This is a genomic window from Microcoleus sp. AR_TQ3_B6 (genome assembly GCF_036702785.1).
Lineage (GTDB): Bacteria > Cyanobacteriota > Cyanobacteriia > Cyanobacteriales > Microcoleaceae > Microcoleus.
Genome location: NZ_JAUBVJ010000003.1, coordinates 84,681 through 104,548 on the forward strand (window position 1 = coordinate 84,681; position 19,868 = coordinate 104,548).

Below are 19,868 nucleotides of genomic sequence, written 5' to 3' on the forward strand. Positions count from 1 at the left end.
TTTGATCGGGACTGTAGAATTCTAGTAATCCTTGTATGCCCTTCTTACATGGTTATTCCACAGCCTTAAGATTCCATCCCCGCTCTTGGCGCTCGAGTTCAGCCATGATTACTGTTGTCTCAACCGAGTAACTGTCTGGAAGATTGTACGGGAGAATTTCTCCGTTAGTCTTTTGATTAACTAAGCAGACAAAGGTTATTGTAAAAAATCAAATGGGATTCAGAAATTAGCTTGTCGTTAGCACCTAACAGGAATGCGAACACATCTAAATCAAAATCCTCATCGCTATCTGTACACCCATTATCCCATCGCCGAAAACAAACATTTGTGAAACACTTGGTGCTGCGTCGTTAAGTGAGACACCTTGTCGTTTAGCAAATAAAATTGCCAGGATATAATTTATACATAAAAATTAATACACAAAGATTTTAAGACCGATTCAGGACGATCGATAATCACCTACATAATTCCTGATAAATTTTAATTTTTATACATATTGCGATAACGCTTGCAGAGAAACGACTACATATATTTTTTAGCAAAAACTCCCAGCTTCCAGCTATAGGTGGGATGGGCCAGCTATATATAGCCTTTCTCAGATAGATGAGGTACAAGTTTAGATTTTAGATTTTAGATTTTAGATTTTAGATTGGGGAATTGGGGAATTGTTAATTAATTGGTGAATACCTCATCTTTCCGAGAACCGCTATAGCTATGGTAACTTTGAGTCATTATTGTTGCTTTCAATATTTTGTTGAAAGCTTTGAGGCATACATCCAAATCGGGAGAACTTGCAGCTTACCAGATGATGCCATACACAGTAGGTTTGGGTGTATTCCTGAATTTATTGGGTTATATGTATCTGCTTGAGGATCGGCAAGCTGATATGATCAAACTGCTTTTGTCCATTCATAAATTCGCGGAGATTTGCAATTACTGCTTGTTTGATTTCCTCTGCAGATTTGTGCCAAAGTTGACTCACGAGCGCGCAGAGTAGCTCCAATCCATACTGGGCCCTGTCCATGTTCTTGGCTTCTGTAATGCCATCGGTATAGAGGACAATGCCATTGCCTGGATGCAGATCGAGCACAGTGCGATCGATGAAATCGCTGATATTTTCATCCAGGGCAATGGGCAGTCCTAAATCGATCGTGTCGATCCGTTCCACCAGTCAACCGACGCGGACGAGTATGGTTTTTTCATGCTGTCGGCTGATGCTGACTTTGCCATCGGTGTAGTTGAGAGTTGCCAGAGTGAGGTTGCGGTCAATGTTCATCCGCAGCACGTTCTTGTAGAGGGTGCGATTCAGGGTATAGAGAAAGCGAACCGGCTCGGTTTCTCGCATTTCGTGCACTGTGAAACCTCGCATTACCCGTTAGCCTGTAATTCCCCCAAACGAGCCAACACTTCTTTAGAATGAATCGCCGGATTCACCTTCACAAAAGTTTCCCGCAAAATGCCTTCAGGGTCAATAATAAAACTGTGTCGCGCGGAAATAAAACTCATCCAAGAACCGTAAGCTTTACTCACTTTACCGTCGGTATCAGCTAACAGCGGAAACTTCAAACCTTCCGAATCGCAAAATTCCGCGTGGGAGTTGACATCATCAGCGCTAATGCCGATAATTTGAGTATTTTTTGCCAAGTATTTCGGCAAGTCTTGCTGAAATCGACGCGCTTCGATCGTACATCCCGAGGTAAAGTCTTTCGGATAAAAATAGACTACCAGCCACTTACCGCGAAAATCCGACAGGGAGACTTGTCCGTCGCCGCTGTTTGTCGGCAAACTAAAATCCGGTGCGGCTTGATTCACCTGCGGAAGCTTGCCGCCGAGGGCAAATGCAGGTGCGGCAAAATTGAAAGTTAGAAAAGCTAGACAAATTGCCAATAAAGTGCTAAACAACTGGCGGCGGGAGATCATAAATTTAGAAGTAGAACTGTACTTAACACAAGTTTACAGTTTTCTGATTAAATGGGTAGGGGCAATTTGTGGATTGTTCCTAAAACTCAAATATCACTCACTCAAATAGCAATTTATCTATGAGCGCTGCACTCCCGTTACCAGGCAAAGCTATAGTAGTTCAGGTAATTAACGGTCAACCCGTTACGATCGAAGTCGATGGTACTAATGCGCCTATTACTGCTGGCAATTTTGTTGACTTAGTTGAACGCGGCGTTTACGACGGGGTGATGTTTCACCGAGTTGTGCGCCAGCCCAGTCCTTTTGTGGTGCAAGGAGGCGATCCGCGCAGCAGAGATACGACAATTCCGGCAAGTCAATTGGGAGCGGGTAGTTTTATTGACCCGGATACCAATCAGGCGCGTTTGATTCCTTTGGAAATTAAGCCGCAAGGGGCCGCGCAACCTGTTTACAACCAAGTTGTAACTCAGACGCCGCAGTTGCAGCACACTCGCGGCGCCGTGGCAATGGCTCGTTCTAGTGCTTTGAATTCGGCTTCTTCGCAGTTTTATTTTGCTTTAGACAACTTGCCGTCTTTAAACGGCAATTATGCTGTTTTTGGCAACGTTATTCAAGGTTTTGAAACGGTTAATGCGGTGCAGCAGGGCGATCGCATTTCGACTGCAAAAGTCGTTGGAGGAATCGTCCCCAGCCGGGTTTCTAGCATAATTAGCGATGTTAATGTCCTCAACGATTTCGTTAACAGTACCAATTTCGTAAATCTATCTTTGCGATCGCTCAGATTGGCAAACACCCCCAACAACTATCAAGTCACTTCCCAAGACTCTCAGCAAAATCCCAGCGGTGTAGTGGGAGGTAGCGCAAACGATCGCATCCTGGGTTCACCCACGGATGATGCAATTAACGGCAGCCAAGGCAACGATACCCTCACGGGCGAAGCTGGCGACGACTTTCTCAGAGGTGGCAAAGGTAACGACTCCATTAGCGGAGGTGTTGGCAACGATATTATCAACGGAAATCTCGGCGACGATAATCTCAATGGCGATGCTGGTAACGACTTTTTGCGAGGCGGCAGAGGAAACGATGTTTTAATCGGCGGTGATGGTAACGATGTTTTAGTAGGCGATATTGGCAGCGATAGTCTCACTGGTGGCGCAGGTGCAGATACTTTTGTTCTGAGCACAGGCGAAAATCTGGCTTTAGATGCGGCGAGCGATATTATTGTTGATTTTAGGCCGTCCGAGGGCGATCGCATTGGCTTGACCAGCAATTTATCCAACACCTCATTCACCCAATCAGGCAGCAACACACTCATTCAATTTGGAGGAGTTACTTTGGCTGTCGTTCAAAATGCCGCCCCCGCAGCAGTTCAAAACGCCGCCTTTGCAATTACCTCTCCTGGTCCTTTCGTTGTCAATAACTTGCCCACCGGAGACGCCGCCTTGAGAATTGGCTAACTTTCACAAGACTGACGCAATAATTATAGGTGTAGGGTGCTCTTCGGTGCACCTTACCCGCTCGTCAATTGCCAAATGCCAATTCCCCATTCCCCATTCCCAAATTTAACTAATACCATAGCTGTCTAATTCTAGAAACCGCTTCTCGATACTCATCTATTTTCCCCTGCAGCTTAAAAAGCCCTGCCGCCTTCTGAAAATCCTCAAATGCTCCCTGAACCTTTCTCAATTTATATCTAGTCACTCCTCGGTTGAAATAAGCTTTAGCAAAATCGCGATCGAGGCGAATTGCTGACTCAAAGTCAGCCAGTGCTGCGAGGGAATTTTCCATTTGCAGGCGGATAGCACCTCGATTAAAGTAAGCTTGGGCTAAATTGGGGTTGAGCAGCAGTGCTGAGTTGTAATCCGCGATCGCCGCAGTATAATCTTTTAAACGAGTCAGCATAAACCCCCGATTGCTGTAATACTTGGCTCGGTAAGGATTGAGTTCGATGGCTTTAGTTAAATCTTCCAGCGCAGATTGTTTGTCGCCTAATTTGTAGCGGGCCACACCGCGATCGTTGTAAGCTGGCGCGAATTTCGGATTAATGTTAATTGTGGCAGTAAAATTTTTAATCGCACCGTGCAAGTCTTGTTGTTCAAGATTTTTTAAACCCTGAGCGTAAATTTTTTGGGTACTAACTTTTAAATTTGCCTCTTGTCGGGATTCCGCTTGCTCGCCCGAAAATACTTTGCCTACCATATTAGCAAATCCCAAAGATTCCATTGAATTGAAAAGAGTTGTCACAACTAATTGGCTCGGGAGAAGGGGAATAGTAGGCATGGCAGTAGTGGTGCTCAACTGTATGATGTTATTTTCGTCCATACTTGAGCTATTCAGAGTGATATCCGTGCTCTCAGGAATGTGATAAGTTTGATCGGATTTGGTGATACTGCGACCTTGACTTGTGTGATGAAACTTGGGCTTAGTTAGTGAGAACGATCGCAACTAAGAAAAATTGCCTCTACAACCAGCTAAATATAAGGTTTTCCGGCTATGTAGGGGGTTTCTTCCGAACCATATTGAGAAGTTCCTACCAGGATTGTTTGGAGGTAGGTCTTGCAGCCTCGTCAGCAACTGCCCGCCGCCAGTGTTACGCGGTAGGGATATTAGGGATATTGCACTGGCCGGGGGGGCGATCGAACTTGTGGCTATCTTGGACCCGGTTTTAACGAAAAATCTTAGTTTGGGAGCGAGGCATCTGTGAAGCTACCGGCTTTCTAGCTCAAAGCGCCTCTAAGACTGCCCGAGTTAAGTTGGTGCCGCAGCCAACCCCCGATGAACATTTAACTAATATTTTTAAGTGAATTTGCGGAGGAAAGTTGCATGTTGTTTGCTATGCTTTGATTATACATCAAAAATCTATTGTGCAAATTAGTGTCAATGAAAAGACTTCTGACATTGAAAACTTTCTTCGCGGCAGTGTTGGCGATCGTCCTGTTCACTCTTCACTTAACTCCTCCTGTGCTGGCAGCGAATACGGAGGATTTGAGTCAGCTCTTAAAAGAGAATTGGTGCGTCAGCTTTCTGTGGAAGCAGTGCGATTTGATCGCTGTCGATTTGCGGGGAGCTAATCTCCAAGAAGCCAATTTGAGCGGCGCTAATTTGTCCGGGGCCAATTTGTCTGGTGCTAATTTAAAGAATGCTGACCTTTCTGACGCCGATCTCAGAGGCGCTAATTTAGCAAATGCTGATATTTTGGGGACGGATCTCAGTCGAGCAAATTTGACAGGAGCTAATTTCAAGTCCACGAGATTGTGGGATGCTAATCTGACTTTGGCAAATCTGAGTCGCGCCAATTTACAAAATGCTAATTTGTTAGATTCTCGACTTTGGGGAAGCAATCTCGCAGAAGCTAATTTAACTGATGCGACGCTGCACGGTGCTGACTTGCAATATGCTAATTTGGCAGCCACTAATTTGACAAATGCTGACTTGGAGAGCTTCTTTTTTCGAGGTGCCAAACAAGTCACCAATTTGAGCAATGCTAATTTAGAAGGCGCTACTTTAACGGGAGCCAATCTCAGAGGTGCAGTGCTGACAGGGGCAATAATGCCAGACGGTTCTATTAATGAAGAAATTGGCTTTAATTTAAACTAAAGTTAAATTAAAGTCTGTCTGAATAAGGTCAATAACAGGCTTTCGGGCCAGCTTCACAATTAATGAATTATCTGGTGTAATAGGCTGGGCCCGTTGCAAACCGCTTGTTGAAAATGTTGTCAAGATATCAATTTAAACCGGGGTGCCATCTACCTTTCAACTCCCAACCAGTCAAGCTCGCTAAAATCTTAAATCTCAAACCGAACCTGCGCGGATCTGTTACAATTTTCAACAGAGCCAGAACAGCACCGAGCCTGACCTCATCGGTCTAGAGATACAAGCCCCCGACTCCTGTGGTCAAGAGCAAAAAAATTAGATATTTAGTTTAAGCTCCCAGATTCATCTGTAGAGTCAATTCTTTAATCTAAAATCGGCGGTGGAGAGAAAAAAATAGATATTTAGTTTAAACTCCCAGATTACTCGGTGCAGTCAATTCTTTAATCTAAAATCTCCAATCGACTGTGGAGTCAATTCTAAAATCTAAAATCTAAAATCTAAAATCGACTGATGGAAACCCTGCAAACCCAACTTTACGAACTCGCACAATTTGCTAATAATTTAGTAAATACTCAACTGACACACCTCAGTTTAGTCAGCGTCGGAGTCATCTTTCTGGCAGGCTTGCTAACGAGCTTAACGCCCTGTATGCTTTCAATGTTGCCGATCACGATCGGCTATATCGGCGGATACGAAGCAAAAAGCCGCGTGCAAGCCGCCGCCCAGTCGGCGTGGTTTTCCCTGGGATTGGCTACAACCCTTGCGGGTTTAGGTATTTTAGCATCATTTGCCGGACAAGTTTACGGCAAAATTGGGCTGGGTTTGCCGATTGTTGTCAGCATTATCGCTATTCTCATGGGGCTGAATTTACTCGAAGCTTTACCCTTGCAAATGCCCTCTTTCGACTCTGTGGGGTGGGTTCCGAAAGATTTACCTGCGGGGGTTCGATCGTACTTATTGGGCTTAACTTTTGGTTTAGTAGCCTCTCCCTGCAGCACGCCGGTTTTAGCTACACTCTTAGCTTGGGTTTCCAAAACGGGAGATACAGTTTTAGGTGGTTTATTGCTGCTGTTTTACGCTGCTGGGTACGTCGCTCCGCTAATAATAGCAGGTACTTTTACTGCCAGTATTAAAAAGTTGTTAGAGTTGCGTCGGTGGTCGAGTTGGATTACGCCTGTTAGTGGCGTTTTGCTAGTAGGATTTGGCGTTTTATCCCTGCTTTCCCGGATACTTCCCGCGTAAGTTTCGTGGTAAGAACTTCAGTCCTTATTTAGAGATATAGCAATCACTACGGAATGCGTGAATTAAGTTTTTTTTAAACGAACCGCGAAGACGCGAAAAACACGAAGGAAGAAAGAAAAGAGAAAGACTTCTAAATTGATTTAGACTTGCTCGAAAAAATAATATTTTCTTCATCTTTTTTTGTTGTTCCCTCTTCCTTCTTCCTTCTTCCCTCTTCCTTCTTCCTTCTGCCTTTTTTCTTCATAATTACCAATGACATCAAAAGACGTATTTCTCTCAAAGCTCTCAAACTGGGCGACTGCTCCTCAAAGGTTTTTTAAGCGAGAAATCTTGCCGATGCTAGCAGATTTGCGACTGGCAATTATCTTGCTGCTGGCGATCGCATTTTTCAGCATTTCCGGCACTGTCATCGAACAAGGCCAATCCGTACCCTTTTACCAATCTAACTATCCAGAACACCCCGCTTTGTTCGGCTTCCTAACTTGGAAAGTTGTCATAATTGCAGGACTAGACCACGTATACCGCACTTGGTGGTTTTTGTCAATCCTAATTTTGTTCGGCAGCAGCTTAACAGCTTGTACATTTACCAGACAATTTCCCGCATTAAAAGCCGCCCGCCGCTGGAAATTTTATGAAGAACCAAAGCAGTTTGAAAAATTAGCTCTCAGTGCGGAATTAGAAACAGTTGGTTTAACTTCGTTAGAACAACTTTTGCAGCAAAAAAACTACCGCATATTTCGAGAAGGCGAAAAAGTTTATGCTCGTAAGGGCATAATTGGCAAAGTCGGCCCGATTATTGTTCACGCCAGTATGCTAATTATTTTAGCTGGGTCGATGTGGGGCGCGATGACTGGGTTTCTCGCTCAAGAAATTGTTCCGAGTGGCGAAACATTTGAGGTGCAGAATATCCTGGATGCGGGACCTTGGGCCCGGCCGCAAATACCGAAGGATTGGTCGATGCGAGTTAATCGGTTCTGGATCGATTATAGTCCGAGCGGTGCGATCGACCAATTTTACTCTGACCTGTCAGTTTTGGACAAAACAGGCCAAGAGGTCGATCGCAAAACTATTCACGTTAACGAGCCCCTCAGATACCGGGGAGTTACTTTTTATCAAGCAGATTGGGCAATAGCTGCCGTGCGAGTTCGCCTCAACAAAAGCCCGGTTTTAGAATTGCCGATGGCTTTGTTAGACACTCAAGGTAAAGGCAGAATTTGGGGAGCTTGGATTCCGACAAAACCCGATTTGAGTGCAGGAGTTTCTCTGCTAGCAAAAGACTTGCAAGGCACAATGTTAATCTACGGTACCGATGGCAAATTGTTAACTACAGTGCGCGCCGGCACAGCGGCTGAAGTTAACGGAGTGATGCTGGCAATTGACGAAGTTGTAGGCGCTACGGGATTGCAAATTAAAGCCGATCCGGGTATTCCGATCGTTTATACTGGCTTCGGGTTGCTGATGCTCAGCGTGCTGATGAGCTATCTGTCTCACTCGCAAATTTGGGCTTTGGAAACAGATGGCAAACTCTACGTCGGCGGGCGCACGAATCGCGCTCAGGTGAGTTTTGAAAGAGAAGTTGTGGAGATTTTGGACAGGTTGGCAGAATCGAAAACAGCAGAGGAAAAAAGTGCGATTACTGAGACTTCTCTAGCTAATCAAAACTAATGATAGGGTGGGCAACGCCCACCTTACAAATTAGGCTACTGAGAAAGGCTATATAGTGAAATTATGACACACCGATCGCCGAGGCGTAGCTTTGTGTTATGCATCCTACAAGGCTAATTTATTTTTTCAAACTCGAAATCGAATTTCTGTAACTCTTTATGATAATCCCTCAAATACATCTGCACTAAGTTTTTTCTCGCTGCTTTGTCCCAAGTTTTTAAGCCATGATCGGAAAATGGTAAAACAAGGTTATGGGTAATTGCTGCCAAGTTTTGAAATTGCTGACTCAGATCTCTACATTCTAGAGGTGCTGAACCCATATCAGTTGCCTCAAAATAAAGTTTTGTGACTTGTGACTCAAAACTTGACATCAAACTCATGTATCTTGCCTCATCTATTTCTCCTGAGTTATATTGATTGATTACATTTTCGATCTGAGTGACAATCTCCCTAATTGGATCTGCAAGTTTCATCATTAAATCTAAGAATTTTTCCTTCGGTAACTCATACAATCTGCTTATCCTAGATCTTTCTTGACAGTCTTCATTCCATTTTACAACTATATCTCCATCAATTGTTTCTCCATCTAGCTGTATGGGGGCAGGAGATAATTTTTTACTAATCCATTGAGTCATGCAAATCCAATTTGCTCTGTGGCAATCTTCTGGCGACAAATACAAATAAATCCAGATTACATGAGCTTGTGTGTTGCGCCATCTTTCTTCACGTTGTTTGTTTATATAATATTCTCTGTTTTTTAATTTATTAGTAAGGTCTTTGATAACTTGAATAATATCATCCTTCGTGAATTCTCGGTTCAAAAGTATGTGCGCAGCATATCTTTTTGCTTGGCCATGACTCTTATCCTGTAAAGATAATTCCGTATATTCACGAGGAGAAATTATTTTTTGGCTCCACTTTTTGAGTTGTTCGAGAGCCTGAAAGTTGACTTTTCGATCCAGCGGTATTAATAATTTCCACCCTTGTTTAGTTCTTTGAACAGTATTATTGTTGACAGCTTGCCAATAGGCAGTCCTCTCACTGTGTTTATACAAGACAACAATCACAGGTAGAGAGTGATTTTGCCAATATTCTAAATGCTCGTTATTGCCACGAAAAATGATATTATTCCCATTCTTTTCTTTAAACCAGCTATCTCCTGATTTGATTTGCAAGGCAATTAGCTTTCCTGTTGCTTGCTCTTTTTCAATAAATTCAACATGGGCATCGATACCATAATCTTCTATCGGTTGTTCGCGAAAAATACAGCCTAAGTCTTCAAAAATTAGTTGTGTGCCAGCTATACCAATTCTTGCAGTTCTAGAGCTTAGAGGAGATTGCATTGTTCTAACTTTAAATGGCTTCTACAATACTTATTTTAGCCCGCTCGGATGATATGGTGGGCAAGTGACACGCTCTAGCTCAACTTAATCCTCTCCAAGCTAACGCTGCCCACCCTACGATAACGAACAAAAAACCCGGTTTCTGTGAGTGAGGTTAAAAATTCTAATTTGATTGGGCTCTGCCTGCTACTTGTGATGCGACACCTCAATCACAGTGTGCACGTTCCCCCGCGGCGAGAAATCGCCCTTAATTGTTGCTTCTAGGGGCGCGCAAGCTGCCACAAAATCGTCTAAAATTTGATTGATCGATTCTTCATGAGAAATGTAGCGATCGCGATAACTGTTAATATACAGTTTGAGCGCCTTCAACTCCACCACCCGCTCGTCGGGTACGTAAGTAACGTGAATTGTCGCAAAATCTGGATAGCCAGAAAACGGACACTTGCAAGTAAACTCCGGCAAAGTAATGTTAATCGAGTAGCGCCGCCCGACTCGCGGATTTGGGAAAGTAATTAACTCCCCCTCCAAAATCTGGCGTTCGCCGTATTTCATTTCCTCGGTGCTTGACTTTTGGGACATAGTTTCTTCGGCTGCGTAGTTGTTCATAGCGATCGACAAAAAAGTTGTAACATCTAATTAAATTTACTATAAATATCTGTAACAAATATCTTGACAAATTGTGTTGCGATCGATCTAATTGCAAATACTCTCAGGCTAAACTAAAAAAGTTCACCCTCTCCATCTACAATTATGCAAAATACTACCTTACCTGACAATACTTCCCCTGAAAACTCAAATACTTACTCTCCATCGGTACCGATTTCCCTCTATCGAGAAGTCACGGCCGAGCTGCAAGCAGCCCAAGCGATGCTCGACTCCCTCAAAACCCACAATCAGCAATTAGTCCAACAAAATCAACAACTGCGGCGAGAAGTAGAAACAGTAGTTCAAGTCTCCCAACAGCTACAGCAAGTAGTCAACTCGGCTCAGAGCGTCACCCAGACAGGAATGCCTCAAATGCCGTCAGTCAAATTCAATTTCAGTGTGGAACCCGAGCCAAGAGCACCTGCAACCTCAGAGACTAACTCTGCCTTACCTCCAGCACCCCCCGCCCCTCAGACAGTAGCCTTCCCTTTTCCCCTACCGGAACCGGAGCCAACAGCCCCCTCGATGCCGCAGCCACTTCCAGAACAATTATTTACAGAGGTGCCGTCCATTCCTTACCGTTTGCGCTCTAAACCAAAAAAAGCCTCAGACTTAAGCGGATTGTGGTTGGCCATCGCGATTTTTCTGATTGTCATTGCAGCTTTCGGCGCAGGTTATTTAGTTGTCCGCCCTTTATTAATCAAAAAGTAAATTCCAACAAGAATCCCACGGCTCGATCCGTGGGATTTTAAACAAAACCTAGCATAAAATGTTCAAAGTTACGCTAATTGGCTATCATCCTCTGGCGGCAATCGTTTCTACTGAACGAGGCGCATACTGCTCTTCACAAGCAGAACCTACGATGCCCACCCCTGGATCGAAACCGCGCGTGAACTCAGTGAGTTTTACCTGTTTAGCTTCCAAAGCTGTCTGTAGCACCTTCATGGCTCGGTGAGGGTCGCCGGCTCCGCAGAAAAATAAGTCTGCAGCAAAATAACCGTGTTCAGGCCAAGTATGGATTGCTATATGAGACTCGGCCAAAGTAGCAGTAGCCGTCACTCCGTGAGGACTAAACTGGTGGACGCACAAATCGATGAGAGTAGCTCCTCCGGCTTCGATCGCATCGAGTATGGCGCGGCGGATACGTTCAGGATCGTTGAGCACGTCTCCAGGAGACTGCCAAGCATCAGCGACCAGATGGGTTCCCAATTGTTTCATTCTGCGGGGTTTTACCTCTAACTCATAATGTCTCAAACCTTCTTACATTAGCACCCTGTCCAAAATTTTGCAAGTATCTTTCGCAAAGAAAGATGAAGATTACCAGAAGTACGTTTGACAACCGCTGGCGATCTGCTGGGGTAGAACATTCTCACAGGCAGATACCACTAATGGAAGAAGTGTTATTTCAGCGCTGCCTTGTTCTTCTCAAATAACCTTCTTTGATTAAAGCAATCTCTTGTTTTCATTGACGAGAAAAAAACCAAAGCTCGATCGTTCCGGCTGTGGCGGAATTGATATGATATCCAAATGCCACAGATGGACGGCTATGCTCTCATGCGTAAAATTCGCCAACTCCAAGGACGATCGCCCGGCGGGCAGATTCCGGCGATCGCTCTGGCAGCCTATGCTGGAAAAGTTGACCAGCAACGGGCGAGATCCGCTGGGTTTCTGGCGTCACCTAGCTAAACCGGCCCGACCAGCAGACCGAGTGAAGATCGTTGCCCGTTTCTGTGGGCCCAATGGAAAGACAAGCGCATGATCGAGCAGTATCAACTCGTTGAACAGATTTTTGCAGGCAATAGCGAGATGGCGAGGCTGATGCGATCGCACGATTGGTCGCTTTCGGCTCTTGGTGCCGTTGAAACCTGGCCTCAAAGCTTGAAAACCGCGATTCGGATCATCTTAGGCTCTCGCTACCCCATGTTTGTCTGGTGGGGACAGCAGATGACCAAGTTTTATAACGATGCTTACATTCCTGTCCTCGGCAAGCGACATCCGCAAGCACTAGGTCAGCCTGCCTCACGGGTATGGGCTGAAATCTGGGACACCCTAGGGCCCCAAGCAGAAGCGGTTTTGAACCAGGGACAATCGACGTGGAATCAAGAATTGCTTCTGGTAATGGAACGCAACGGGTACACAGAGGAAACCTACTTTACCTTTTCCTACAGTCCGGTGGCGAATGATGATGGTCCAGTGGGGGGCGTTTTCTGCGCCTGTAGCGAGGACACTCAGCGCGTGTTGAGCGATCGTCGGTTGGCAACGCTGCGCGAATTAGCAGCAGAAACAGTTACTGCCAAAACGCAAGAAGCAGCTTGCGAGATTTCCGCCACCGTATTGACCAATAACGCCTATGACATCCCGTTTGCGCTGTTTTATCTGCTCGATGGCGAAAGCGAGATCGCACGACTCGCGGGTACAACCAGGTTAGCAGCCGGAACCCTTGCTTCTTGTGAGGCGATCGAGCTTACATCCGCTCAAAAGTGTCAGTGGCAATTGAAGCTTGTCATCGAGACGGGCGAAAGCAGAATCATTGAAGATTTGGAGGCGCAATTTGGACTTTTACCGGGCGGCGCCTGGTCCCAATCTCCTCATCAAGCGGTAGTTCTACCACTAGCTCGATCGGGAGAAACCTTCGGGTTCCTGATTGCTGGAGTGAGTCCGCTGAGAACGTTTGATGATGATTACAAAGGTTTTTTTGACTTGATCGCAGGGCAGGTGACAACAGCGATCGCCAACGCGATCGCCTATGAAGCCGAACGCAAACGCGCCGAAGCACTGGCAGAACTCGATCGCGCCAAAACTACCTTTTTTAGCAATGTTTCGCACGAATTCCGCACGCCACTCACCTTGATGCTGTCGCCGTTGGAAGAAACGATCGCGAATTTGGATGGAACAATTCCACCTCAAGAACGCGAACAATTACAGTTGGTGCAGCGGAATGGAATGCGACTGCTCAAACTCGTCAATAGCTTGCTCGATTTCTCACGCATCGAAGCAGGTCGAGTCCAAGCAGCTTATGAACCTGTAGATTTGGCAACCTATACGGCAGAACTTGCCAGCACATTTCGATCGCTGATTGAACGGGCCCGAATGTCGCTGATAGTTGACTGTCCCACCTTGCCCGAAGCGATTTATGTCGATCGCGAAATGTGGGAAAAAATCGTTCTCAATCTCTTATCAAATGCTTTTAAGTTTACCTTAGCAGGGACAATTACTGTTCGATTGCAGTGCGTCGAAAATTGTGTTGAATTAACGGTTTCAGATACAGGAGTCGGTATTCCCTCCGAAGAACTGCCGCATTTATTTGAGCGGTTTCATCGAATCAAAAATTCTCAAGGGCGGAGTTTTGAAGGCTCCGGCATTGGGCTGTCGCTGGTGCAAGAACTCGTCAAAATACATGGGGGAGCGATCGATGTCAGCAGCACTTTTGGGCAGGGAAGTTGCTTTAGGGTGACGATTCCCACCGGAACAGCTCATCTGCCGCCGGAGCCCATTGGCGCCAGTCGCACTTTAGCATCAACGGCGTTAGGCGCGATGCCATATATCGAAGAAGCTCAACGCTGGTTGCCAGAAGGAAGAAGCTACCAATGCCCGATGCCCGATGCCCAATGCCCAATGCCCGATGCCCGATGCCCGATGCCCGATGCCCAATGCCCGATGCCCGATATCTTATTGGCCGATGATAACGCTGATATGCGCGATTATATTCGGCGACTCCTGAGCGGTTCTTATATTGTTCAAACCGTCGCCGATGGTCTTGCCGCATTGACTGCCATTGAGAAAAATCCACCCGATTTGGTATTGACAGATGTGATGATGCCGGGGATGGATGGGTTTGAGTTGTTGCGATCGCTGCGTTCTAATCCCGCCACCCAAGACATTCCGATCATTCTCTTATCAGCCCGCGCCGGCGAAGAAGCGCGTATTGAAGGACTCGCAGCCGGAGCCGATGACTATCTGATTAAACCATTCTCGGCGCGTGAACTGCTGGCAAGGGTAGAAGCAAGTTTGAAGCTGGCACGGCTGCGACAGGAAGCAACAATGCGAGAGCGAACCCTTCTGGGGCGCGTAACCGATGCGTTTATGGCAATGGATCTCGACTTTCGCTTCACCTACGCCAACCAAGCCGCACAACGAGTGTCGCGAACTCCCCTAGAAGCAATGCTGGGCAAAACGATGTGGGAAGCCTTCCCAGGCACGATCGGCACTCAGTTTGAATTCCAGTATCGCCGATCGCTCAGCGAGCAAATCGCGGTGGACTTTGAGGAATATTATGCTCCGTTTGATTTGTGGGTTGAGGTTCACGTTTATCCTTCACCGACGGGGCTGTCTCTTTTCTTCCGGGATATCAACGATCGCAAAAAAATTGAGCAGGAACGGGAACGGTTTCTTGCCGTCGGTTCAGATTTGCAAGCGATTGCGGGCATAAACGGGTATTTCCACTGGATCAGCCCCACCTTTGAACGAACCCTCGGCTGGACACCAGACGAAATGACATCCCGCCCCTGGACTGAGTTTTTACACCCGGACGACCTGGGAACCTCCACTGCAGAAGCCGACAGTCTGTTCTCCAGTAACGAAATCTTTACGTTTGAAAACCGTTTTCGGCACAAAGATGGCTCCTACCGCTGGTTTCTCTGGAACGCCCAGCCTTACCCAGAAGAACAAGTGATTTACGCCGCTGCAGTTGACATCACCGATCGCGTGCGCGTCGAAAACGAGCGCCAACGGGCGGAAGCAGCCTTGCGTGAAACCGAGGAGCACAGCCGGAATATTCTAGAGAGCATTGGTGAAGCATTCTTTGCCCTGGATGAGAACTGGCGGTTCACCTACGTCAATCAATTTGCCGAAAAACTGCTCGATCGCATTCCGGGTGATTTGATTGGCAAGAATTTATGGGAAGAATACTCAGGGTTCATTGGTAGCGAGTTTGAGCCGCTCTATTGGACCGCCATGGGCGATCGCGTGGCTGGGTCACTGACGGCGTTTTATCCCGACCACGATCGTTGGTACGAAGTCCGCACCTACCCTGCCGCACATGGAATCACCGTTTATTTTAAGAATGTCACCGAGCAAATTCAAGCCGAAGCAGCCCTGCGCCAAACGTCCGCCGAACTCGAACGGCAACTGCAAAAGTTCAACGCCTTTAAGTCTTCGGTGCCGGACTTTATTTATACATTCGATTTGTCGGGGCGGTTCATTGATGTCAACAAGCCGTTCCTCGACGTTTTGCAAAAATCCTTCGCTGAAGTCATTGGCAAAAACTTTTTTGAATTAGATTACCCCGTAGATTTAGCCGCCAAACTGCAAAATCAGATTCACAAAGTGATTCAGACGCGCCAACCGCTTAAGGATGAAACGCCATACACCAGCGCGTTGGCTACAAGAGCTTACGAGTATATTTTTGTGCCGGTTTTTGATGCAGAGGGTGCTGTGGAAATGGTAGCGGGTGTAACGCGCGACATCACCGATCGCAAGCAAGCCGAAGCTGAACGCGAGAAGCTTCTGCAACAAGAGCAAGCGGCACGAGAAGCCGCCGAAACCGCCAACCGCATCAAAGATGAGTTTTTGGCGGTGCTGTCTCACGAGTTGCGATCGCCCCTCAACCCCATTCTCGGCTGGTCGAAGCTGTTGCAGCAAAACAAACTCGGCGCTGCAAAAACCGCTAGCGCCCTTGCCTCGATCGAACGCAACGCCCTACTCCAGTCACAACTGATTGATGACCTGCTCGACATCTCCCGCATTCTGAGCGGCAAACTGAGCTTGAATCGGATGTCCGTTGATTTGAATATGGTGATTTCAGCCGCCTTGGAAACCGTTCGACTAGCAGCCGAAGCCAAGTCACTGCAAATGGAAACAACCTTTTCACCCGGCATCGGAATGGTAATGGGCGATTCCGGGCGTTTGCAGCAAGTAATCTGGAATCTTTTATCCAATGCCGTGAAATTCACCCCTGGTGGCGGGCAAATTAGCGTTAGGTTAACCCAAACTGGAAGTTATGCCCAGATTCTGGTCACCGATACAGGAAAAGGCATCAATCCTGAGTTTCTGCCTTATGTGTTTGAGCATTTTCGGCAAGAAGATGGAGCGATAACTCGTAAATTTGGGGGTTTGGGATTGGGGCTGGCAATCGCGCGTCAAATTGTGGAACTGCACGGCGGCAAAATTTGGGTTGAGAGTAGGGGTGAAGGACAGGGAGCCAGCTTCACTGTGGAAATTCCCCTCTTGCATACCGCGAATCCGGTGGCAGAAGTTGTCGGCCGGGCCCAAGCTCGATCGGACGAGATTCATCTGGCCTGTGTGCGGGTGTTGGTTGTGGATGATGAACGCGATTCACGGGAGTTTGTGGCGTTTGTAGCCCAACAAGCCGAAGCCGAAGTGACTGCAGTTGGATCTGCGATCGAGGCACTGCACCTGCTCTCAACCACACCCTTCGATATCCTCCTGTGCGACATCGGAATGCCAGATATGGATGGCTATATGCTACTGCGGCAAGTGAGAGGTCTACCACCAGAGCAGGGCGGGCAAATTCCGGCGATCGCCCTGACTGCCTATGCTGGAGAGTTTAATCAGAAACAAGCTCTTGCTGCTGGGTTTCAACGTCATCTTGCAAAACCTGTCGAACCCAATGAGTTAGTCAAAGCAATCGTGACATTGCTCAGCAGACTGCATCGCTGACTCCGAATTTTAATAGATTGTCGGCGATCGTCCATTATAGTTACTGAAACCCGCCCCTACCTTTACCCAGATTTTGTAGGGGCGGGTTTCACCAACAATATCTAACTCTCACCAAAAATCTATATAAACCCGCCCCCCACAACTCTTTAATCCTGAATTATATCAAATCCGTTAGCATCGGAATAGTAAATTTGAGTCACCAGTCAACAGTCAACAGTCAACAGTCAACAGTCAACATCATTCCGGTCTAACCGGAAATGATATTATTTCTTGTTAAAAGTTTTGAGTTTTGAATTAAAGATTCTTTAACTTAAAACTCAAAACTATTTTCTCTTAATCAAGTCATCAATCCCGGCTGTGAGTAGCTCCATTCGGCAAAATCGCCCCGCCCAAAGCTGCTTCATTCAAATTATCAACATTCAAGCTCGCCCCAATCAAATTAGCCTCTGACAAATTAGTTCCTGTCAAATTCGCCCCTGTCAGAGAACTCAGCAGCAAACCCGCTCCCGACAAATTGGCGTGACTCAAATTCGCCCCCCGCAAATCCGCTTCCAGCAAGCTAGCGCCTGACAAATTCGCACCGCTCAAATTAGCTCCCCGCAAAGAAGCTTTGTTCAAATTCGCACCCCTCAAATCAGCATTGTGCAGAATCAAACCATTTAAATTAGCTTTACTCAAATTAGCTCGACTCAAGTCAGCACCGCTCAAATTAGAGCCATTTAAATTAGCGGATTGCAAGTCAGCACCGCTCAAGTCAGCACCGCTCAAATTAGCAGCGCAAATAGAAGCCTCCCGCAGACTTGCTTCGCTCAAAGAAGCTCCAACCAAATTGACACCGCTGAGATTTCCGCGATTGAGATAAGCCCGAATTAGAGTGGCTCCGCTCATGTTCGCCCCGTTCAAATCTACCTCGCTGAGAATCGCTCTAGTCAGATTTGCTTTGCTTAAATCAACCCCGCTCATAATTGCTCGGCTCAGCGTCGCCCCGCTCAAATTAGCCTCAGTTAGTTTCGAGCCGCTTAGCAAACAAGCTCCTACTAAACTCGCTCCCGTCATCACCGCTTTGCTCAAGTCAACCTGAGACAATATTGCTCCGCTGAGATTTGCTCCGCTAAAATCTGCTGCGATCGCCACAGTTCCAGTTAAACTAGAACTCCCGAGGTTAGCTTCAATTAATTTCGCCTTAGACAAATTAGCCCCGCTCAAGTCGGCGCCGTTTAAATTAGCTCCAACCAGTTTGCTTTTAATTAAGTTGGCGCCTTTCAAATTAGCGCTGCTCAAATTTGTTCGACTGAGATTAGCTTCACTCAAATGAGCTGCAATGAGGTTAGCCCCTCGAAAATCTCGTTCCCCGTTTCTATGTCTAGTTAAAAGTTCATCGGCACTTAAAAGCTCAGTGAAATTCATAAAAAAATTGAGTGAGTTTCCTTAATTTCTCGATGTTCTATGTTGTCTGAAAATTTGTACTATCGTGTTTGCCAGTCAGTTTTTTAAACCAATACTGCCACAGTAACAATTGTCAAAGCTGCTTGATTCCTAGCATCACCCTCCTCACCTAGTTATAACTTACGAAAAGAAACCGGATTCGGGTAAAATCTGAGGTTGGCCAGCGCGGAAGTCATGAAGAAACCGAGTTTCTCGCCGCGTGTAAGTCCTGTAAGTCTTATTTGTCTAGTAATTAGTTAGCGGTTGATGTTAGCTGTTAATTGTTAGTTTTATTTATACTAACTGCTAATCACTAACTATTAACTGCTAACGATTTACCAAAATACCGAGAAGTTATCGATCGATCTTGTCAAGGTCAATCAAATATTTGGGGTATTGCTGGCGGCATGCGCGCCGCATTCTGACCGGAAAAATTGCTAGTACAGGCGATCGAATTTATTAATGCAATCAAGAAACAAGATATCCGAGCTTCAACCCCAAATGCCTTCTACATAAGTGCCTTCTATCTTCGATTGCCCATGAAAGCAGACCCCGGTCAGCTCAGCTAGTTTCACCTCCCCCCACTGTGCTGCGCGCCAGTGAAATCCAACAGGAAGGCGGTTTCCCTCGGAGTGCTGAGCGAGTCGCAGGCGAACCAAGCAATACGCTGCCAGTAGCCTGAGAATTCGCGAAAAAATGAGTCGCGAGCCATTGTGATCCCGCGCTGCTGTGCTTGCTGTCAATCTTGACTCGATCCATGAGCGCTTGCGGTTCTAATTAACAGAACACCCGACACCAGACGCGCTCCCGGACATAAAAGCTGTTCCTGGGCTTCTCAAATGCTTCGCTGAGGCCTTCCCAGAAAAACTGTATTCCTGTAGCAGGTTTTGCCAACGGCAATAGGGCTGCTACAGCCAACCAATGACCAGCCTAAGTCTTGCCCGAAGGGCCCGACAATATTATTATTCTAATAGTTGCCGACCACCCCAGGCTTTTCTGGGCGCGGGGGACTGGCTACTTCACCTGTATAAGTTGCTGAAATTAGCCGCCCCATAATTAAAGATAGTCGCTCTTTGACTAACCGAGCAATATCTGCTGTAATTTATGTCATCAAATTTGATAGTAGTGCGGGGTTGGCAATCGAGCTGTAGTGAGTGTTACAGACTAAAAAAACACTGCGAATTTAGGGTGTAAAAATAAAGTCCGCAGATCGAGCCGCCTACGGAAAGCCCACCTCGCCAATCAAAATTAAACTTTTGACTGGTCGCTTTTTTTTAAGTTGCCAGAACAAAACAAAAGCCGACTTTCAGAGAAAAAGCCGACTTTTGAGATAATTTTACCGACGAAGTGCAAAAC

At 46.4% G+C, this 19,868-nt stretch carries 17 protein-coding genes and 1 pseudogene; 7 read left to right on the forward strand and 11 right to left on the reverse strand.

The window, feature by feature from the left end:
• Positions 1 to 52: 52 nt before the first annotated feature.
• From QUB56_RS02660 to QUB56_RS02680, 5 genes and pseudogenes are all read right to left on the reverse strand, one after another.
• Complete coding sequence (locus QUB56_RS02660; protein WP_332953112.1) at positions 53 to 199, reverse strand: TerD family protein; 147 nt, start codon at positions 197 to 199, stop codon at positions 53 to 55.
• Positions 177 to 299: pseudogene (locus tag QUB56_RS02665) on the reverse strand (TerD family protein); the annotation flags it as partial. The pseudogene QUB56_RS02665 and the gene QUB56_RS02660, both read right to left, overlap by 23 nt.
• A 545-nt stretch (positions 300 to 844) precedes the next feature.
• The gene (locus QUB56_RS02670) at positions 845 to 1,168 is read right to left on the reverse strand and encodes a SpoIIE family protein phosphatase (protein ID WP_332952918.1); all 324 of its coding nucleotides are present in this window, start codon (positions 1,166 to 1,168) and stop codon (positions 845 to 847) included.
• Between the two features lie 3 nt (positions 1,169 to 1,171).
• Entirely contained in the window at positions 1,172 to 1,369 is a 198-nt protein-coding gene (locus QUB56_RS02675; protein WP_332952920.1) for a hypothetical protein, read from the reverse strand.
• Entirely contained in the window at positions 1,369 to 1,920 is a 552-nt protein-coding gene (locus QUB56_RS02680) for a peroxiredoxin (RefSeq protein WP_332952921.1), read from the reverse strand. Before QUB56_RS02680 ends, QUB56_RS02675 begins: the two co-directional genes overlap by 1 nt.
• A 119-nt stretch (positions 1,921 to 2,039) precedes the next feature.
• Between QUB56_RS02680 and QUB56_RS02685 the strand changes: the two genes are divergently transcribed.
• A complete protein-coding gene (locus tag QUB56_RS02685) occupies positions 2,040 to 3,377 on the forward strand; it encodes a peptidylprolyl isomerase (protein ID WP_332952923.1) in 1,338 nt (445 codons plus the stop codon).
• A gap of 109 nt (positions 3,378 to 3,486) precedes the next feature.
• Here QUB56_RS02685 and QUB56_RS02690 read toward each other — a convergent pair whose 3' ends face one another.
• On the reverse strand, positions 3,487 to 4,200 hold the full coding sequence (locus QUB56_RS02690; protein ID WP_332952925.1) for a tetratricopeptide repeat protein: 714 nt from the start codon (positions 4,198 to 4,200) through the stop codon (positions 3,487 to 3,489).
• Between the two features lie 600 nt (positions 4,201 to 4,800).
• Here QUB56_RS02690 and QUB56_RS02695 point away from each other — a divergent pair.
• Together QUB56_RS02695 and QUB56_RS02700 are read left to right on the forward strand one after the other, a co-directional pair.
• Positions 4,801 to 5,517 carry a pentapeptide repeat-containing protein gene (locus QUB56_RS02695; RefSeq protein ID WP_332952926.1) on the forward strand — a complete coding sequence of 239 codons (717 nt, stop codon included), beginning with the start codon at positions 4,801 to 4,803 and terminating at the stop codon, positions 5,515 to 5,517.
• A 507-nt stretch (positions 5,518 to 6,024) separates the two neighbouring features.
• Complete coding sequence (locus tag QUB56_RS02700) at positions 6,025 to 6,756, forward strand: cytochrome c biogenesis protein CcdA (protein WP_445243300.1); 732 nt, start codon at positions 6,025 to 6,027, stop codon at positions 6,754 to 6,756.
• Between the two features lie 130 nt (positions 6,757 to 6,886).
• Here the strand turns inward: QUB56_RS02700 and QUB56_RS02705 are convergent, their stop codons facing one another.
• Entirely contained in the window at positions 6,887 to 7,015 is a 129-nt protein-coding gene (locus QUB56_RS02705) for a hypothetical protein (protein ID WP_332952927.1), read from the reverse strand.
• Here QUB56_RS02705 and QUB56_RS02710 point away from each other — a divergent pair.
• Positions 7,009 to 8,421: a cytochrome c biogenesis protein gene (locus tag QUB56_RS02710; protein WP_332952928.1), complete on the forward strand. Its 1,413-nt coding sequence runs from the start codon at positions 7,009 to 7,011 to the stop codon at positions 8,419 to 8,421. The two genes, QUB56_RS02705 and QUB56_RS02710, sit on opposite strands and share 7 nt — an antisense overlap.
• A 113-nt stretch (positions 8,422 to 8,534) precedes the next feature.
• Here QUB56_RS02710 and QUB56_RS02715 read toward each other — a convergent pair whose 3' ends face one another.
• Together QUB56_RS02715 and queF are read right to left on the reverse strand one after the other, a co-directional pair.
• The gene (locus QUB56_RS02715; protein ID WP_332952929.1) at positions 8,535 to 9,764 is read right to left on the reverse strand and encodes a DUF4365 domain-containing protein; all 1,230 of its coding nucleotides are present in this window, start codon (positions 9,762 to 9,764) and stop codon (positions 8,535 to 8,537) included.
• 186 nt (positions 9,765 to 9,950) lie between these two features.
• Entirely contained in the window at positions 9,951 to 10,370 is a 420-nt protein-coding gene (gene queF, locus QUB56_RS02720; RefSeq protein ID WP_332952930.1) for a preQ(1) synthase, read from the reverse strand.
• A gap of 144 nt (positions 10,371 to 10,514) precedes the next feature.
• Here queF and QUB56_RS02725 point away from each other — a divergent pair, with 144 nt between their 5' ends.
• On the forward strand, positions 10,515 to 11,120 hold the full coding sequence (locus tag QUB56_RS02725) for a hypothetical protein (RefSeq protein ID WP_332952931.1): 606 nt from the start codon (positions 10,515 to 10,517) through the stop codon (positions 11,118 to 11,120).
• An 84-nt stretch (positions 11,121 to 11,204) separates the two neighbouring features.
• On the opposite strand, the gene speD is transcribed toward QUB56_RS02725, so the two are convergent.
• On the reverse strand, positions 11,205 to 11,627 hold the full coding sequence (gene speD / locus QUB56_RS02730; RefSeq protein WP_332952932.1) for an adenosylmethionine decarboxylase: 423 nt from the start codon (positions 11,625 to 11,627) through the stop codon (positions 11,205 to 11,207).
• A gap of 309 nt (positions 11,628 to 11,936) precedes the next feature.
• Here speD and QUB56_RS02735 point away from each other — a divergent pair, with 309 nt between their 5' ends.
• Both QUB56_RS02735 and QUB56_RS02740 read left to right on the forward strand, forming a co-directional pair.
• Positions 11,937 to 12,095, forward strand: coding sequence for a hypothetical protein (locus QUB56_RS02735; protein WP_332952933.1), 159 nt, complete (start codon positions 11,937 to 11,939; stop codon positions 12,093 to 12,095).
• Between the two features lie 69 nt (positions 12,096 to 12,164).
• On the forward strand, positions 12,165 to 17,087 hold the full coding sequence (locus QUB56_RS02740; RefSeq protein ID WP_332952934.1) for an ATP-binding protein: 4,923 nt from the start codon (positions 12,165 to 12,167) through the stop codon (positions 17,085 to 17,087).
• A gap of 345 nt (positions 17,088 to 17,432) precedes the next feature.
• Here QUB56_RS02740 and QUB56_RS02745 read toward each other — a convergent pair whose 3' ends face one another.
• Positions 17,433 to 18,494 carry a pentapeptide repeat-containing protein gene (locus tag QUB56_RS02745; protein ID WP_332952935.1) on the reverse strand — a complete coding sequence of 354 codons (1,062 nt, stop codon included), beginning with the start codon at positions 18,492 to 18,494 and terminating at the stop codon, positions 17,433 to 17,435.
• Positions 18,495 to 19,868 lie beyond the last annotated feature (1,374 nt).

Bases quoted from the DNA above. Each gene is read 5' to 3' on its own strand.
- QUB56_RS02740 (WP_332952934.1), top strand. From the start codon at position 12,165: ATGATCGAGCAGTATCAACTCGTTGAACAGATTTTTGCAGGCAATAGC.
- QUB56_RS02710 (WP_332952928.1), top strand. From the start codon at position 7,009: ATGACATCAAAAGACGTATTTCTCTCAAAGCTCTCAAACTGGGCGACT.
- QUB56_RS02680 (WP_332952921.1), bottom strand. From the start codon at position 1,920: ATGATCTCCCGCCGCCAGTTGTTTAGCACTTTATTGGCAATTTGTCTA.
- queF (WP_332952930.1), bottom strand. From the start codon at position 10,370: ATGAACAACTACGCAGCCGAAGAAACTATGTCCCAAAAGTCAAGCACC.
- QUB56_RS02685 (WP_332952923.1), top strand. From the start codon at position 2,040: ATGAGCGCTGCACTCCCGTTACCAGGCAAAGCTATAGTAGTTCAGGTA.
- QUB56_RS02725 (WP_332952931.1), top strand. From the start codon at position 10,515: ATGCAAAATACTACCTTACCTGACAATACTTCCCCTGAAAACTCAAAT.
- QUB56_RS02715 (WP_332952929.1), bottom strand. From the start codon at position 9,764: ATGCAATCTCCTCTAAGCTCTAGAACTGCAAGAATTGGTATAGCTGGC.
- QUB56_RS02735 (WP_332952933.1), top strand. From the start codon at position 11,937: ATGCCACAGATGGACGGCTATGCTCTCATGCGTAAAATTCGCCAACTC.
- QUB56_RS02690 (WP_332952925.1), bottom strand. From the start codon at position 4,200: ATGCCTACTATTCCCCTTCTCCCGAGCCAATTAGTTGTGACAACTCTT.
- QUB56_RS02675 (WP_332952920.1), bottom strand. From the start codon at position 1,369: ATGCGAGGTTTCACAGTGCACGAAATGCGAGAAACCGAGCCGGTTCGC.
- QUB56_RS02705 (WP_332952927.1), bottom strand. From the start codon at position 7,015: ATGTCATTGGTAATTATGAAGAAAAAAGGCAGAAGGAAGAAGGAAGAG.
- QUB56_RS02695 (WP_332952926.1), top strand. From the start codon at position 4,801: ATGAAAAGACTTCTGACATTGAAAACTTTCTTCGCGGCAGTGTTGGCG.
- speD (WP_332952932.1), bottom strand. From the start codon at position 11,627: ATGAAACAATTGGGAACCCATCTGGTCGCTGATGCTTGGCAGTCTCCT.
- QUB56_RS02745 (WP_332952935.1), bottom strand. From the start codon at position 18,494: ATGAATTTCACTGAGCTTTTAAGTGCCGATGAACTTTTAACTAGACAT.
- QUB56_RS02700 (WP_445243300.1), top strand. From the start codon at position 6,025: ATGGAAACCCTGCAAACCCAACTTTACGAACTCGCACAATTTGCTAAT.